Raw genomic sequence first — 16,251 nt, forward strand, 5'->3', positions numbered from 1 at the left:
GGGTTGGTACTCCTATCGGGCACGACCTCTTTCCGGTGATCCACGCAACACTGGAAAGTGTTCGGATCCAATAATTTCCAGGAGGGTGTTCAATGGCGAGCACATCATCGGCGACCAAGACCGCAGCTGCAGAATCGAGACCGGCAGGCGGTGATCGATCCGGTGACCCGGCGCTCGAACTGGTCGCCGAATTGGCAGCAGCGGGCCAGCGACTCGTCTTCCGTCAGGGCGACGACTTGAACAGCGATGCCCTGAGCAGTGACGATCTGACCTGTGTGGTGCTGTGGCCGTCCGGAGAGCCCTCCCTCTCCGATCTGTGCGAGAACTTCGAGTCCCTCGGACTCCGAGTTTCGACGCACCGCCCCCTTCCAACCGTTCTGGGTTCGGCGCATTACTTCACCTTCGAGCCGAGCACCTTCGACGGCAGTGCGCTGGAGAAGATGGCGGACGCCTTCGAAGCCGTCATCGCCGGACAGACCCGGATGGACGCATTCTCCAGTCTGATCGGACGAGCAGACATCACGTGGCGCGACGCAGAGTTGCTGCGCGCTGCGTGCCGTTTCCTCGCTCAGGCTCGTATCGGGCTGTCCGAGAGCTACATCGTCGGAGTGTTGGCAGCGAAGCCACTCTTCGTACGGCAGGCAATCGAACTCTTCACTGCGCGTTTCGATCCCGCCGTAGCAGGATTGCGGGAGACAGCAGTGGCCACCGCGGCGGCGGCCATCGACGAATCAGTCGACGGTGCAGACACTCTCGACGAGGATCGCGTCTTGCGCGGCGTTCGTTCGTTCCTGCAGGCGACTCTGCGCACCAACTGGTACCTGCGTGGTGAGTCCGGCGACCCGCTGCCGTACGCGTCGTTCAAGATCGACTCGCAGTTGCTCTCCACCCCACAGAAGACCGTTCCCTTCCGCGAGATCTACGTCAGCGCACCCAATGTCGAAGGCGTTCACCTGCGTAGTTCCTCCGTCGCCCGTGGCGGCCTGCGTTGGTCGGATCGATACGAGGACTACCGCACCGAGGCCCTGAGCCTCATGAAGACCCAGAGCGTGAAGAATTCCCCGATCGTTCCTTCGGGTGCCAAGGGCGCGTTCGTGGTTCGGGGCACGTCGTCACCGACTCCGGCGCAGGTGCAGGAGTCGTACAGCACCTTCATTCGCGGCTTGCTGGACGTGGTGGACAACATCGTCGACGGCGCTGCGGTACACCCGGCAGAAGTAATCGAGTACGACGGTGAAGACTCCTATCTCGTCGTGGCAGCAGACAAGGGGACCGCACGGTTCTCGGACGTCGCGAACGGCATCGCCGTCGAGCGTGGTTTCTGGCTCGGCGACGCTTTTGCTTCCGGCGGTTCGGCCGGCTACGACCACAAGGCGATGGGCATCACCGCTCGCGGCGCCTGGGTAGCGGTTCGACGGCACTTCGCCGAGCGCGACCTCGATGTCGACACCGATCCGTTCACCGTCGCGGGTATCGGGGACATGTCCGGCGACGTGTTCGGCAACGGAATGTTGCTCTCGCACAAGATCCGTCTGGTCGCGGCATTCGATCACCGCCACATCTTCATCGACCCGAACCCCGACACCGAGACGAGCTTTGCCGAACGCGCTCGCCTCTTCACCGTGCCGCGCTCGTCCTGGGACGACTTCGATCGCACCGTGATGTCGCCGGGCGGTGGCGTCTGGCCGCGGAGCGCGAAGTCGATCCGCCTTCCGCTCGAGGCGCGTGCGGCCCTCGGAATCACCGAGGAGAACTTGACCCCGCAGGAACTGATCCGAGCGATCCTGTGTGCTCCGGTGGACCTGTTGTGGAACGGCGGCGTCGGTACCTACGTGAAAGCGTCGACCGAAAGCAACGTCGACGCGGCCGATCCGTCCAACGACGCAGTTCGCGTCAGCGCTGACGAGTTGCGTGCAACCGTGGTGGGTGAGGGCGGCAACCTGGGTTTCACCCAGCGTGCCCGCATCGAATATGCCGCTGGCGGAGGACGAATCAACGCCGACTTCATCGACAACGCGGCCGGCGTGGCTACCTCGGACCGTGAGGTCAACATCAAGATCGCACTCGCAGAGTTGGAAGCGACCTCGCGCAATGAACTACTCGCGGCGGCCCAGGACGAGGTGGCCGCATCGGTGCTCGAGGCCAGTGAAGATCAGACCCTCGCGATCAGCCTGGCCGAGCACCGCGCACCGGCCCTGCTCGATCAGCACGAGCGGTTGATCGAGAACCTCGTCTCGGCGGGCGCCATGAAGCGACTGGAAGAATCTCTGCCCGACTCCAAGGCGCTGGCGGTCAGGGCGCGTGCCGGGCAGGGTCTCCTGCGGCCGGAACTTGCTGTGCTGGTGGCGCAGTCGAAGAACGTACTGACGGCGGAATTGGGGGCGTCGACCGTCCCGGACAATCAGATCTTCGCCGATCGTCTCCCGCAGTACTTCCCGCTCTCCGTCGTCGAGGCAGCACCGGACGCGGTCCGCGCACATCGGTTGGGCCGCGACATCATCATCACCTCGGTTGTCGACGAACTGGTCAACCGCGTCGGCCCCGGCGTGCTGTTCCGGCTCGAGGAACACCTCGGAGTCCACAGTCCGGAAGCGGCTCTGGCCTACGCAGTAGTCAGCGAAGTGCTCGGCACCGAGGAACTTCGGCGCGAGATCTTGAACTCGGAGCTGCGCGCCACCGAGCAGTTGCAGGCTCTCGATCGCTTGCAGCAGTTGTTGGAATCCGAGATGAGCTGGGTGTTGCGTCGTCCGGGAGCAGCCGGCCGGTTCACCGTGAACCCGCGCGCCGACATCGATCGGTGGGCAGCCCCGGTGCGGGAACTCACCGACGGTTTGCCGGCCAGCGAGCGCATCGAGGCGTCTTTCGGAGCACTCGCCCTGGCAGACATTGCACTGCAGGAGAATACGACGGCCGCGGCCGCAGCCGCGATCTATCGGGAACTCTCCGACGCTCTCGATCTGGGCGATGTTCTCGGCGGCGTCGACGTCGCCGTCGGTGCCTCGCATTGGGAGGTCATGGGCAGCGCTGCCGTCCATGCCAGGTTGACGGCGCGTTTCGCGGACCTCGTGTCCGGTGCGCTCGGTGAAGGTATTCCGGAGGTCGTCGAGTTGTGGACCGCCGCCAATCCGCAAGCGGTGCGCCGGTTCACGGCTTTGATGTCGAGCGTGAGCCGCAGCGGAGCGCTGGACACCGCCCGTCTCTGCACGGTCGACGCCGAACTCGAACTACTCGTCCGCGGTGCGTCCAGTTTCGCTTCGGTACACGCCGCGGAGGGTTCAGCGGCCCTCCCAGGCGAGTAGCGATAGCAGCAGTTCGGCTCTGACCCTGGCCTGTCCGAGGTCGCATTGCAGCAGTTCCTCGATGCGTGCGATGCGACCTCGGAGGGTGTGCCGATGAACACCGAGTTCGGCTGCGGCCGATTCCCATTGGCCGTTTGCCTCGAGATAGGCGCGCAAAGACGCGGCCAGTGCGGTTCCGTGTGCCTGGTCGTGTTCGGTCAGCACCGGGATGGTGTCCGCAGCCATTGCGATCAGTGCCTCACGGGCAGGCTCGGATGCCAGAATCGTCGAACCACTCAGAGCGTCGAACTCGAGAATGCGGGCAGTGGCCGTCGTGAGATTGGCCGCGGCGCGGGCCTGGACGAGTGCGCGCGGTGCGTCCAGAAGACGGTGAGGGGTGCTGATTCCGGCACGCACGGCTTTCGCTTCGGTGGGGGAGAGCTGCGCCAGTAGTGTTTTGGCGGTGTCGATTGTGTCGGTTCCGCGGAGGAGGACGGTCAGCGAACCGTCCTCGGATTGCGCGAACAACGGCCGGCCTGCTCGCGCGAGAGCGTTGTCGAGTTCGCGAAGAACTGGGCCGAGTCCGGATCCGCGAACGTGGACGACACGAATGTTGCCGTGCGTGTCGCTTGCCTCGTCCAAGTACGACGGCACACCGTCCTCGGGGATTCGGCCGTCGAGTAAGAGCCCGAAAGCCATGGCGTTGAGTCGAGTTCGCTCGGCCCGTAGTCGAACCGGTTTCTCGAGTTCGAGAGTGAGCAGCGAGACCGCATGCCCGAGCAACACTCTGTCGATATTGCTCAGGGGCCCGGCGCCCGCCATGGCGAGGTAGCCGTGCCAACTGTCGGTGACGCCGACGGGGGACAGTGTCAGCGTCCGTTCGGGTGTGCTCTGCGAGATCGACGCCGGAGCGTTGGGATCGCGGGTGGTGGCCGCGACCGCGCGAACCTCGGTGATCAACGACTTCTGGTTTGCCGGATGCACCGCGGTGATCCGATCACCGACAAACGCCACCGAAGTTTTTGTGGCCGTGGCTAGTTCACGCACGATCGCCGACACGCCACCGCGCAGTGCAACGCGGGTGATGCGCGTCTGTACTTCTGCCGCGCGGAGTACCGATTCGTATTCCTGCTGGCTCAGACGGGTCATCACCGCGCGCGTGACTGCCGCGAACGGGGTCGTGAACGGCACTTCCAGCAGGGGGAGTCCGCGGCTGCGGGCGGCGGCAATCAGGTCTGTGGGCACACTCTCGTGGGAAAGGCCGGTCCCGAAACCCAGAGCCGATACTTCTGCGGCGGCCAGACGGTCGATGTACTCGCTGTAGTCGGTGGCGTCCGCGCCCACCAGTGCCAGCCCGGTGGTGAGCACCAATTCGCCGCCGGAAAGCCACGGGGTGGGGTCCGTCAGCTCTGTGGCCTGCGCAAACGTGACGGGGTGGGTGGCAGCTGCTCGGTCGGTGAGCAGAGCCAGCGAGAGGTGTTTCTGTCGCAAGAGCCACGAGATCGGAACCGTCACCTGATCAAGGCTAGCTGTCGTTGCCGATATGGAGTAGCCCTGGAGCTCCGGGTATCCATTTCGGCAGTGCTTGCGATGCTTCGCGCGTCGCATACTCGAATGCAATACACAACCGAGAGGGTGGTCACATGAGTGCAATCGAATACCGGCTTCCGCAGGAGCGTCGCATCGTCACGGAGTTCCCGGGCCCGCGCTCGGCTGCGCTCGCCGAACGCCGTAAGAAGGTCGTCGGCGCCGGCGTCGCATCCACCCTCCCGGTCTACGTCGCCGACGCAGACGGCGGAGTCATCGTCGACGTCGACGGCAACTCGCTGATCGACCTCGGTGCCGGTATCGCGGTGACCAGCGTCGGCGCCTCCAACCCGGCCGTCGTGTCCGCAGTTCAGGATCAGGTCGCGCACTTCACCCACACCTGTTTCATGGTCGCTCCGTACGAGGGCTACGTCGAGGTCGCCGAGCGTCTCGCCGAACTCACCCCCGGTGACCACGAGAAGCGTTCCGTGCTGTTCAACTCCGGCGCAGAAGCTGTCGAGAACGCAGTCAAGATCGCCCGTCACGCGACCGGTCGCGACGCAGTCGTCGTCTTCGACCACGCGTACCACGGCCGCACCAACCTCACGATGGCACTGACGTCGAAGTCCATGCCGTACAAGAGCGGCTTCGGTCCGTTCGCCCCCGAGGTCTACCGCGTCCCGATGTCCTACCCGTACCGCGAGGGCCTCAATGTCGACGGCTCCAAGATCACCGGTGAGCAGGCCGCACAGCGCGCCATCACGATGATCGAGAAGCAGGTCGGCGCTGCCAACACGGCCGCCATCCTCATCGAGCCCATTCAGGGTGAGGGTGGATTCATCGTTCCCGCAGAAGGATTCCTCCCGACGCTCGTCGCGTGGGCCAAGGAGAACGGCGTCGTCTTCATCGCCGACGAGGTTCAGGCAGGCTTCGCTCGTACCGGCGCCTGGTTCGCCAGCGATCACGAGGGCATCGTGCCCGACCTGGTCACGCTCGCCAAGGGCATCGCAGGCGGCATGCCGCTCGCCGCTGTCACGGGCCGCGCCGAGCTCATCGACGCCGTCCACCCCGGCGGCCTCGGTGGCACCTACGGCGGTAACCCCGTCGCCTGCGCCGCTGCATTGGCGTCCATCGACCAGATGCGTGAGCTCGACCTCTGTGGCCGCGCACGCACCATCGAGTCGACCGTCGTCGGCCGAATGAACGCACTGGCAAAGGAACTCGACGTCATCGGTGACGTTCGCGGTCGCGGCGCGATGCTCGCCATCGAGCTGGTCAAGCCCGGTGGGCAGGAGCCGGACGCCGACATCACCAAGAAGATCGCCGCCGAATGCCTCGCTGCCGGCGTCGTGATCCTCACCTGCGGTACCTACGGCAACGTCATCCGTCTGCTCCCGCCGCTGGTCATCTCCGAAGAGCTGCTCGACGACGCGTTGACCGTCCTCGAGACCGCTATTCGCACTGCAGCACAGGGGAACTGACATGTCCAACGTCTCGGATCTTCTCGACTCGGTACCCAAGGGTCTCTGGCTCGGCGGCAAGCTCGTCCCGGCCGAGAAGACCTTTGCGGTCTACAACCCGGCAACGGGTGAGGAACTCGCCCAGGTAGCCGACGCCACCGCTGCCGACGGTATCCGTGCGCTCGACCTCGCCGCTGCGGCGCAGGAAGACTGGGCGGCCACTCCGGCACGTGTACGCGGCGAGATTCTGCGCACCGCCTTCGAATTGCTGCACGCCCGCGCCGAGGACTTCGCGCTGATGATGACCCTGGAAATGGGTAAGTCGTTGGCAGAGAGCCGCGGTGAGGTCAACTACGGCGGCGAATTCCTGCGCTGGTTCAGCGAGGAAGCAGTACGCATCGGTGGACGTTTCACGCAGGCTCCGGCCGGCAACGGTCGCATCCTGGTCACCAAGGAAGCCGTCGGACCGGTCCTCGCGATCACCCCGTGGAACTTCCCGCTCGCCATGGGCACACGCAAGATCGGACCGGCGCTGGCTGCCGGTTGCACCATCATCGTCAAGCCCGCCGAGGACACGCCGCTGACCATGCAGCTCCTCGGTCAGGTGTTCGCCGATGCCGGTCTGCCCGACGGTGTGCTCTCGATCCTCCCGACGTCCGACGCGGCCTCCATCAGTGGACCGCTGATGGAAGATGCGCGTCTGCGCAAGGTCACCTTCACCGGCTCCACTGGCGTCGGAAAGTTGTTGGTGCGCAATGCTGCTGACAAGCTGCTCCGCACGTCGATGGAACTCGGTGGCAATGCGCCGTTCATCGTCTTCGACGACGCCGACATCGACGCAGCTGTCGACGGCGCAATGCTCGCGAAGATGCGTAACGGCGGCGAGGCCTGCACCGCGGCCAACCGCATCTACGTCGCCAACTCGGTGCGCGAAGAGTTCACCGACAAGTTCACCGCCAAGGTTGCGGCCTTGAAGGTGGGCGCCGGTGACGCCGAGGGCACCAACATCGGACCGCTGATCAACACCAAGCAGCTCGCAACCGTCACCGGACTCGTCGACGACGCGGTGTCCAAGGGCGCTCGCGTTCGCACCGGTGGATCGGCACCCGAAGGCCCCGGCTTCTTCTTCACCCCGACCGTTCTGGATCAGGTGCCCGCCGACGCGCGCCTGCTGAAGGAAGAGATCTTCGGACCCGTTGCGGCAGTGGTCGGTTTCGACACCGAAGACGAAGCGATCGCGGCTGCGAACAACACCGAATACGGCCTCGTGGCGTACTTCTACACCCGCGACATCGACCGTGCGATGCGCGTCTCGGCCAAGCTGGACACCGGCATGGTGGGCGTCAACCGCGGCGCGATCTCCGATGCTGCCGCGCCGTTCGGTGGGGTGAAGGAATCGGGCTTCGGCCGTGAAGGCGGAACCGAGGGTATCGACGAGTATCTCGATACAAAGTACGTAGCGCTCTAACTTGCTGTGCGCCTTTATTAACCGCGGGCGGTTAATAAAGGCGCACAGTTGTCTATTGACCCAACGGAGTCGGGCGGTAGTACTTGCCCTCGTGGTAGAGCAGCGGTGCGGCAGCGGATTCGTCGTCTTCTTCGGCGTGAACCCGCGTGACGAGTCCGATGACCAGCGTGTGGTCGCCGACAGGGATCAACTGGTCGACCTTGACGCGCATCCAACTGGGGGTGCCGTGCAGCACCGGTTCCCCGGTGTCGAGCACTGCCCACAGTGACTCGTCTGCAAAACGCTGATCGGCACTACGCGCAAAGCGCTGGGCCAGATGCTGCTGATGTTCGCCGAGAAGGTGGATCACCAAGGACTCGGCTGCCTTGAGTGCATTGATGCTCGACGACGTCTCCGCGATGTTGAACGAGACGAGCGGCGGCTCGAGGGAGACGGACGAGAACGAGGTGGCGGTGAAACCCACCGGGCCGGTACCCGAATCGAGGGTCACGACGGTGACACCGGCGGGGTGGCGGCGAAGCGCAGCGCGGTAGTCACCGGCGCAGATGCCGGTGGACAACTCGGGCGTCGCTGCTACTTCGGGGACGTCGGGGGTGGTGTGGCTGGAAACGGCATTCGGCTTGTCAGACAACGGGAACTCTCCGGCTGGAACTCGAGGTGTGCGGTGTGGTCGAGGTGACTGCGCTCGGCATACACAGACAGGCGTCGGTGCGGCACAGATCTACGTGCCGTCGACGCCAGTGGTTGCCGGCCGGGGTCCTGGTTGCAGTGCACATGGTGCGTCCAACTATAGGTGGACGCACGTCTGAGTGGGTTCGGGCCGGGTTGGCTGAAGTGCGTCAGTCCATGTCGACGGCGAGGCCGGCGGTGATTCGGAGGAGTTCGGAGTACGTCGTGCGAAAGACCGTATTGGGGTGCCCGGCGGCTGCCCACAACTCGGGGTACTGCTCGAGGGCGGTATCGATGTAGGTGGGCAGGTTGGTGGGATGCCCGAGCGGAGCGACCCCACCGATCGGCTGGCCCGTCGCGGACTTCGCCATCTCCAGCGGCGCCCGCGTGAGCTTGCCTTCGAGGCGTTCGCCGGTGGCCTTCAGATTCACCTGATGCGCGCCGGAGACCAGCAGCAGGACCGGATCGTCGTCGAGAAGGAACACCAGTGACTTGGTGATCGCGCCTACCTCCACCCCGACGGCCGCCGCTGCCTCGGCCGCGGTGTGCGTGGCTTCGGGCTGCGTGACGATGACGCCGTGGTGACCCCGTGAGATCAGTGTTTCGGCGACGTGCGAGGCGTTGGGGTGGAGGAGGCTCGTCATGAGTTCAGACTAGGACTAGTCGGCGTTCGCCACAGCTGGAGTCGGCGTCGTGTCGGTGGACTTTCGGTTGCGACGGATCGTAAAGCCGAACAGCATGACCGCACCGATCAGTGCGTACAGGAAAAGCGTCAGAGCAGGCTGGCCGACGCCGACGTTGTTGAAGTAGACGATGCTCCGCACGCCTTCGGTGCCGGCGCCAGGTGTGATCCATCGGCCGATGGCGGCATAGAACGAGGGAATCACGTTGGAGCCGAATGCGCCTCCCGCACTGGGATTGCCGAGAATCACGAAGACGGCGATAGCCAGCGGGACTGCCAGAACGCCGATGGCAGCGCGCAATCCGAGTGTGAACATGGCGGTGCCGAACACCACGGCTGTTCCCAGGATCCACAGCGGGAACCAGTGGCCCGCGAAAGTTCCGAGCACGTGTGAGGTGATGAGGGCGCCGAGGGCTCCCGAGATGATCGAGTAGATGGCGATCACGCCCGTGTGTGCGCTTGCCTGGCGGAGGGTCTTCGGCGCACCGATGAACAGTCCGATGGCTGCCGCAAGGAGATAGCCGCCGACGACCCAGCCGACCGAGAGGTAGAAGCCGGAGAGGCCGCGGTTGTCGTGGGCTCCGACGGGGATCTCGTCGCGGACGACGAACTGTCGGTCCTGTGTCGCCTCGACCTTCGTGAACACCGCTTCGAGTGACGTCGCGATGGAGCTGCCGCCCGCGCTCGCGGTGATCAGGGTGTCCGGCCCGGCCGGGTTGACGACAAACGCGCCCTGGATCTCTCGGTCGTTGATCATGCGGCGAGCGGTCGCCGTGCTGTCGACCACCTGAGCGTCGAGCGGGCTGCCGTCGATGGCGTTGAGTTTGTCGGCGATCTGCTGATCCATGCCGTCGGGTGTGCCCTGATCGGCGATGACCGCGATTTCGATGTCTCGCGGAGTCGGCTGATGGAAGGCGGCGACGTAGCTGAGGATGAAGCCCATCTGCAGCAGGAGCACGCCGACGAACAGCGCGGCCATCACCTTGGGTGCGCCGTATTTCACCAGCAGATTGTCGTGGTGGTGTTCGTCGTGGGTGGAGCTGTTGTCTGGTGCGGCGTGTGCCGGATGCGTAGTGGTCACGAAAGAGTCCTGATCTTGTCGAAAGTAAAGAGCTTGTCAATACCCGAGGTATTGAATACTCTAGGTATCGTGACTGAATCTCGTCAACCGGACTGGACGCCGGTAACCCGCCCCGGACGTGACGTGGTGCGGCAAAGACTGCTCGACGCTGCGGCGGAAGAGTTTGCGGAGCGCGGATTCAGTGCTGCACGTCTCACTGAAGTTGCTCGCCGAGCGGGCTTCACCAAGGGGGCTGTCTACTCCAACTTCGAGTCGAAACAAGATCTGTTCGCCGAACTGTTCGCGCAACGGTCTCTCGAACTGGCCGGCCGTGTGCTTGCCGAGATCGCCGGGATGAACCCGGCCGACGCGGCGGGCAAAGGTGGCGAGGCCATTGCCACGTGGATGGTCGACGACCCGGGGTGGTCACTGCTCGTCCTCGAATTCGGAGTGCTCGCCGGACGTGATCCGCAGATCGCTCAGGCGTACTTACGTGAGCGTCGCCACTTGCGCAGTCAACTCGTGGAGTTGATCGGTGAACGTGCCCGCGAATGGGGAGTGGACGAATCCTTCGATGTGCGGACCACTGCAATCTCGTTGATGGCCTTGATATCCGGGCTCGTTCTTGAGCACTCGGTGGATCCGGAAGAAGTTGATCAGAGCGTGATGGGTGCCGCCGTGACGGCACTCTTCGCCGGCGCCGTCGCACGGGCAGGATTGTCCGCCGTCTGAGTTGCTCGGTTGACAGGCAACAGATTTGAGAACTACCCTCTGGGTGCAGTACCTCGTTAGGTGAGGCTTCTGCACGAACACAGGCCACTGATCTCACGACGTCGAGAGACGCCCAAGGTTAGGACAGATCTCCCCGGCTTAAGGGGTGATCCAAAGTGGCTTCCCGTTCTTGATCGGGACACGTCGTGCAGTGCCAAAACTCGGACGTGGAGGTGTTTTCGCAGCTTGATGCCGGTTTCTTCCGGCGAAGGCGAGAGTACGTCGATATTCGGTTCTCCTGGCGTGTGCTGTGCGCATGTACTTGTGTGGCGTCATCGGACGCCCCGAACTTTCAGGAGGTGACCATCGTGGACGACCCGCCGAGTCGATATTCGACCCATCCTTCTGTTCTTGCCGACGATGCTCACCCCGGTCTTTTGCTCGTCAGTCACTGACTCTTTGCATCCTCGGCTTCATCTGCGCGGCGTTGCCGCGACCGCTGACGACTTCCATTGTCGCTCAGCGCATTCTGCTGCCCTCATGCACTGGCATGGTCCGGCGTGTTCAGGCAGCCGAGGAGATTCGTCATGTCATTTTCCGTTCTCGCATTGCGGCCACGGCCCACGAGAAACATTGCACAACAAACACATTCAACAGTCCTGGCAAAGGAAAGCGCACAGGAATTGGTCGACTTCTCGGCCTCGGACACGCGCACCGTTCTCGCGGATCTGACCGCGACGGCCAACGGCCTTCGTGACGATCAGATCGACGATCTTCGTCGGCAATACGGGCGCAACGATGTCCGCCACGACCGCCCGGCGCCGGCAATCGTGCAGTTCGCGGGAGCCTTCAAGAACCCGTTCATCCTGATCCTGGTATTCCTCGCCCTGATCATGGTCGGGACCGACGTGGTCTGGGCGGACCCCGAGGACGGTCCTTCCTACGAGGGCATCATCACTCTCGGGTTGATGATCTTTGTCAGTGTCTCACTGAGGTTCTGGCAGGAATACCGTTCGAGTCGCGCCGCCGAGGCGCTCAAGGCGATGGTTACGACGACCGTCGCGGCCACCCGCAAGATCAACAACACCGTGGTCACGGCTGAGATTCCGATCGAGCAGTTACTGCCGGGGGATGTAGTCCAGCTTGCCGCCGGCGACATGATCCCGGCCGATGTCCGCATCATCCGGGCCAAGGATCTACAGGTCAATCAGTCCATGCTCAGCGGTGAATCGATGCCGGCCGAGAAGTCGGCGGACCCGTCGTCGGGGATCGACGTCGATCGGCTGCTCGAAGCCGAGAACATCGGGTTCATGGGTACTTCCGTCGTGTCGGGCAGTGGCACCGCCGTCGCGGTACACACCGGCAAGCGGACCTACTTCGGTGCCATGACAGCACAATTGGCGTCCAAGCGGCCCGAAACCAGCTTCGACGTCGGGGTGCGCAGTGTCAGCTACCTGCTGATCAAGTTCATGCTGATCATGGTTCCCGCGGTGTTCATTATCAACGGACTGACCAAGGACTGGAGCCAAGCACTACTCTTCGGCGTCGCCACCGCGGTGGGGTTGACTCCGGAAATGTTGCCGCTCATCGTGACGGCGAACCTGGCCAAGGGTGCGCTCCACATGTCGCGCAAGAAGGTGATCGTCAAGCAGATCAACGCGATTCAGAACTTCGGTGCCATGGACGTTCTGTGCACGGACAAGACCGGAACTCTCACCGAGGACCGCATCGTTCTCGGTGAGCATCTCGATACTGCCGGACGTAAGTCCGAGGACGTATTGCGGCTAGCGGCGGTCAATTCCGTGAATCAGACCGGATTGCGCAGTCTTCTCGACGACGCGGTGATCGAGGCCGCCGGTCCCGAAGTGGTCGAGGAGATCTCGCGTCGCCACGGGTTGGTGGACGAGATTCCCTTCGACTTCAAGCGCCGTCGACTCTCCGTGGTGGTCGACCACGGAGACGCCGATCTGATCGTAACCAAAGGTGCAGTGGAAGAGCTCCTTTCGGTCTGTGAATCGGTGGAACTGGACGGGGTGACCCACCAATTGACACCGGGATGGCTGGCCCGAGTCGACCGTCTGGTCGCGGAGCTGAACGGTCAAGGTAAGCGAGTGCTTGCGGTGGCAACCAAGACAGTCGTCGAAGAGCAGCGCCGCGAGTACTCGACGGCCGACGAAGAGGGCATGACCCTGGTTGGACTGCTGGCCTTCCTCGACCCGCCGAAGGAATCTGCGGCCGGGGCGATCGAAGCCCTCGCGAGCCACGGAGTCGTGGTCAAGGTAGTGACGGGTGACAACGAACTGGTCGCCGAAACCGTCTGCGGCAAAGTCGGTATCGATGTCGGGACCGTGGTCTCCGGCGCCGAGATCGAAGCGTTGAACGACGACGCCCTCGACGAGTTGGTGCAGCGGACAACCGTCTTCGCGAAGACGGATCCGATGCAGAAGGCACGCATTGTCGAATCGCTGCGCCGGGTCGGCCACACGGTTGGTTTCCTCGGTGACGGTGTCAACGACGCACCCGCACTTCGGGCGGCGGACGTCGGCATCTCCGTCGACACAGCGGCGGACATCGCCCGCGAATCCGCGGACATCATCTTGCTGGAGAAGGACCTCGGCGTACTCGAACAAGGAGTCATCGAAGGGCGTCGTACCTTCGGAAACATCCAGAAGTACATCAAGATGACTGCGTCGTCGAACTTCGGGAACGTCTTCTCGGTGCTCGTCGCCAGCGCCCTGCTGCCGTTCATCCCCATGATTCCCGTAGTTCTGTTGTTGCAGAACCTGATCTACGATCTCTCGATGCTCACGATCCCGTGGGACCGTGTCGACGACGACTTCCTCGCGAAGCCCCGCAAGTGGGAGACCAAGAGCCTTCGCCGGTTCATGGTGTTCATCGGCCCGATCAGTTCGATCTTCGACATCTCGACGTTCGCGCTGATGTGGTTCGTGTTCGCCGCCAACTCTCCCGAGCATGCAGCGCTGTTCCAATCGGGTTGGTTCATCGAGTCATTGATCTCGCAGACGCTGATCGTTCACATGATCCGCACCCGCAAGATCCCGTTCATCCAGTCGCGTGCATCGCTGCCGGTACTGCTCAGCACGGGCGCTGCCTGCGTCTTCGCGCTGGTGTTCCCGTTCACGTCCTGGGGTCATTCCCTCGGGTTGGTTTCACTGCCGTGGAACTACTTCCCGTGGCTGGTCCTCACCCTCGGGGCATACTGCGTCGTCACGCAGGTGGCCAAAGGAATGTTCATCCGTCGATTCGCGACCTGGCTCTAGGAGTTCACCGTGGAAATCCACGTCATCCTTGTGCGGATAGCGCTCGGGCTCGTCCTCGGCGCTGCCGTCGGGATCGAAAGGCAATGGCGCGCAAGGATGGCGGGTCTGCGAACCAACGCGTTGGTGAGCTTGGGTGCGACGCTCTTCGTCATCATGGGCGCGTACGGGTTTCAGGGCCCGGACGCTGATCCGACGCGCGTCGCAGCGCAGATCGTCTCGGGGATCGGTTTCCTCGGTGCTGGAGTGATCATGAAGCAGGGTGCGTCGGTCACCGGCCTGAACACTGCCGCCACTCTGTGGGCCACTGCCGCCGTCGGCGCACTGGCAGGCGGCGGAATGTACTGGGTCGCGGTGTTCGGTGCCGGCGCAATCATGTTGGCGAACACGCTGTTGAGGCCGTTGGGTCGGATGATGGATCACCAGCCTGCCCGAACCGGACGCGAAGAACCACCCGCGGACTACACCTTCGAGGTGACCTGCCACGGTGACGCCGAAGCTCACATCAGAGGTCTTACCGTGCAGTCCATTTCGAGGCCCGAGTTTCAGCTCCGGTCAGTGCAGTCCTTCGACATCCCGGACAGCGACCGCGTGCGGGTGGTGGCCGAACTGGCTGCCGCGGAGCGAGACGACGGACTCCTGGAATCCGCCGTCAGCCGACTTAGCCTTGAACCGTTGGTGACTCACGTTCGGTGGGAGGTGGAACCGTCGAAGTAGATTCAGGCTCGCTGTCAGTCAGCGCGCGTGTTCTTGCGGCGCAAGTGAGTTCCCCGGTGCAATGTTCGCGCAGTTGGACGGTGCAGGCTTGCCGTTCAAGCGGTCGTCGACCCAGGCGAGCGCACCGGGGAGCCAGAGCATGGCGCCGAGGAAGTGGCTGATGGTGTCGTACTGGTCGTACTGAATCGCCAGGCCGGCGTCGCAGTACTTGCGTGCGAGGGTGCGGACGTCGCCCGTGATCATCACGCCGTCTCCCGCTCCGACACCGGGGCCGCCGGGTTGGGTGCCCTCGATGGTGCCGTTGGCCGCCTGCGCGATGAACATCGGAATGGTCGGTGTCGCCGCGGTGCCCATGTTGATCTTGTTCACGACATCGACGTACTCGGGAACAGTATTGGGATCGGCGTACTCGGGTTTGACCAGATCCTGCCAGGTCAGTCCGGGATACTGTGCCAGCACATTGCCGATGGACGCGTCTTCGAGTCGAGCCATGACGTCGCGTCCACGGTCGCTGAGATACTTCCCGAAATCGATGTCGTACGAACGCGCAACGCCGACGACTGCCATGCCGACAACGCCACCCCACCCGATGCTTCCGCTCGCGTAGCGAAGGTTGTTGGCCGGATTGACCAGCACGCCGCCCTGCGCGGCGCCGATCAAGTTGTCGTTGATCTCCGGTGCATACGCGGGAGCGAGGATCGAAGCCCAGTTGGTGGCGATGGCTCCGCCGGAGTATCCCATGAGCGCGATCTCTGCGTTGTCGGTGATTCCGGTTTCCGGGACATCGCGGGCGGCACGCAGAGCGTCGAGCGTCATCATCCCGTATTCGGGTCCGGCAGCGAAGTTGGCGGCCGGGCCTTCGGTGTCCGGGACGACGATCGTGTAGCCCAATGCGAAGAGCGGCCCGAACAGCGCGGCTTCGATGCTCGTGAAGGTACCGCCGATGTTGAAGTTGCGTCCGCTGGGAGTCCAGTCGCCGATCGGGGTGTTACCCGCGATGGCTCGCGACGGGCTGTCGTCGGGGTTCAGCGAATCGTAAAAGGACTGGTACGAAACAACTTTGTTCGGTTGGGCGTTGGCCGGGCGCAGGATCGAGGTGACGTTGGCGGACGGCTGTCCCAGGGCGTCGGTTGATCGGTAGAGAACCTGCACTGCCTGTATCGGGGTCGGGATGTTGAGCACGGTGTACGGCACGGTGCGAGTCTCGAGGACCGCACCCGGAGCGTACGACGAGAGGGGTGCCGCGCCGTCGTAGCTGTAGAAACCGTCATCGGGGGACTTGGCAAGGACTGGCTGCGCGAGCGCTACCGGTGCGCCGACGCCTGTCAGTGCAAGCGCGAGTACTCCGACAACTGCGCGAGATAAGACCCTTGACGACATACTCGTCCTCCACATTGGTGT

11 protein-coding genes and 1 riboswitch are annotated in these 16,251 nt (G+C 63.7%); of the genes, 6 read left to right on the plus strand and 5 right to left on the minus strand.

What is annotated here, in order from left to right:
- Window positions 1-92 precede the first annotated feature (92 nt).
- Window positions 93-3,299 carry an NAD-glutamate dehydrogenase domain-containing protein gene (locus P0M12_RS15190; RefSeq protein ID WP_276116419.1) on the plus strand — a complete coding sequence of 1,069 codons (3,207 nt, stop codon included), beginning with the start codon at window positions 93-95 and terminating at the stop codon, window positions 3,297-3,299.
- Here P0M12_RS15190 and P0M12_RS15195 read toward each other — a convergent pair.
- Window positions 3,276-4,793, minus strand: coding sequence for a PucR family transcriptional regulator (locus P0M12_RS15195; RefSeq protein WP_065351873.1), 1,518 nt, complete (start codon window positions 4,791-4,793; stop codon window positions 3,276-3,278). The two genes, P0M12_RS15190 and P0M12_RS15195, sit on opposite strands and share 24 nt — an antisense overlap.
- Window positions 4,794-4,921: 128 nt before the next feature.
- On the opposite strand from P0M12_RS15195, the gene gabT reads away from it, so the two are divergent.
- Together gabT and P0M12_RS15205 are read left to right on the plus strand one after the other, a co-directional pair.
- Entirely contained in the window at window positions 4,922-6,286 is a 1,365-nt protein-coding gene (gene gabT, locus P0M12_RS15200; protein ID WP_007727077.1) for a 4-aminobutyrate--2-oxoglutarate transaminase, read from the plus strand.
- A gap of 1 nt (window position 6,287) precedes the next feature.
- On the plus strand, window positions 6,288-7,733 hold the full coding sequence (locus tag P0M12_RS15205) for an NAD-dependent succinate-semialdehyde dehydrogenase (RefSeq protein ID WP_042922728.1): 1,446 nt from the start codon (window positions 6,288-6,290) through the stop codon (window positions 7,731-7,733).
- A 52-nt stretch (window positions 7,734-7,785) separates the two neighbouring features.
- Here the strand turns inward: P0M12_RS15205 and dszD are convergent, their stop codons facing one another.
- The 3 genes from dszD to P0M12_RS15220 form a co-directional block, all read right to left on the minus strand.
- Window positions 7,786-8,364 (minus strand): NADH:FMN oxidoreductase DszD, encoded by a 579-nt coding sequence (gene dszD, locus P0M12_RS15210; RefSeq protein ID WP_003941189.1) that lies wholly within the window; start codon window positions 8,362-8,364, stop codon window positions 7,786-7,788.
- A gap of 208 nt (window positions 8,365-8,572) precedes the next feature.
- Window positions 8,573-9,046 carry a YbaK/EbsC family protein gene (locus P0M12_RS15215; protein WP_019746727.1) on the minus strand — a complete coding sequence of 158 codons (474 nt, stop codon included), beginning with the start codon at window positions 9,044-9,046 and terminating at the stop codon, window positions 8,573-8,575.
- Window positions 9,047-9,061: 15 nt separating this feature from the next.
- Window positions 9,062-10,165, minus strand: a complete 1,104-nt coding sequence (locus P0M12_RS15220; RefSeq protein ID WP_050655993.1) for a hypothetical protein — start codon at window positions 10,163-10,165, stop codon at window positions 9,062-9,064.
- A 126-nt stretch (window positions 10,166-10,291) separates the two neighbouring features.
- Here P0M12_RS15220 and P0M12_RS15225 point away from each other — a divergent pair, with 126 nt between their 5' ends.
- The 3 genes from P0M12_RS15225 (at window position 10,292) to P0M12_RS15235 (ending at window position 14,850) form a co-directional block, all read left to right on the plus strand.
- Window positions 10,292-10,876: a TetR/AcrR family transcriptional regulator gene (locus tag P0M12_RS15225; protein ID WP_277377921.1), complete on the plus strand. Its 585-nt coding sequence runs from the start codon at window positions 10,292-10,294 to the stop codon at window positions 10,874-10,876.
- 45 nt (window positions 10,877-10,921) lie between these two features.
- A riboswitch (M-box (ykoK) riboswitch) is annotated at window positions 10,922-11,095 on the plus strand.
- Between the two features lie 347 nt (window positions 11,096-11,442).
- The gene (gene mgtA, locus P0M12_RS15230) at window positions 11,443-14,136 is read left to right on the plus strand and encodes a magnesium-translocating P-type ATPase (RefSeq protein ID WP_277377896.1); all 2,694 of its coding nucleotides are present in this window, start codon (window positions 11,443-11,445) and stop codon (window positions 14,134-14,136) included.
- A gap of 9 nt (window positions 14,137-14,145) precedes the next feature.
- On the plus strand, window positions 14,146-14,850 hold the full coding sequence (locus P0M12_RS15235) for an MgtC/SapB family protein (protein WP_003941187.1): 705 nt from the start codon (window positions 14,146-14,148) through the stop codon (window positions 14,848-14,850).
- A gap of 18 nt (window positions 14,851-14,868) precedes the next feature.
- On the opposite strand, the gene P0M12_RS15240 is transcribed toward P0M12_RS15235, so the two are convergent.
- Window positions 14,869-16,230, minus strand: coding sequence for a lipase family protein (locus tag P0M12_RS15240; protein WP_007727050.1), 1,362 nt, complete (start codon window positions 16,228-16,230; stop codon window positions 14,869-14,871).
- Window positions 16,231-16,251: the final 21 nt, after the last annotated feature.

Source organism: Rhodococcus sp. RCBS9 (assembly GCF_029457415.1).
In the GTDB taxonomy this organism is placed as follows: domain Bacteria; phylum Actinomycetota; class Actinomycetes; order Mycobacteriales; family Mycobacteriaceae; genus Rhodococcus_F; species Rhodococcus_F qingshengii.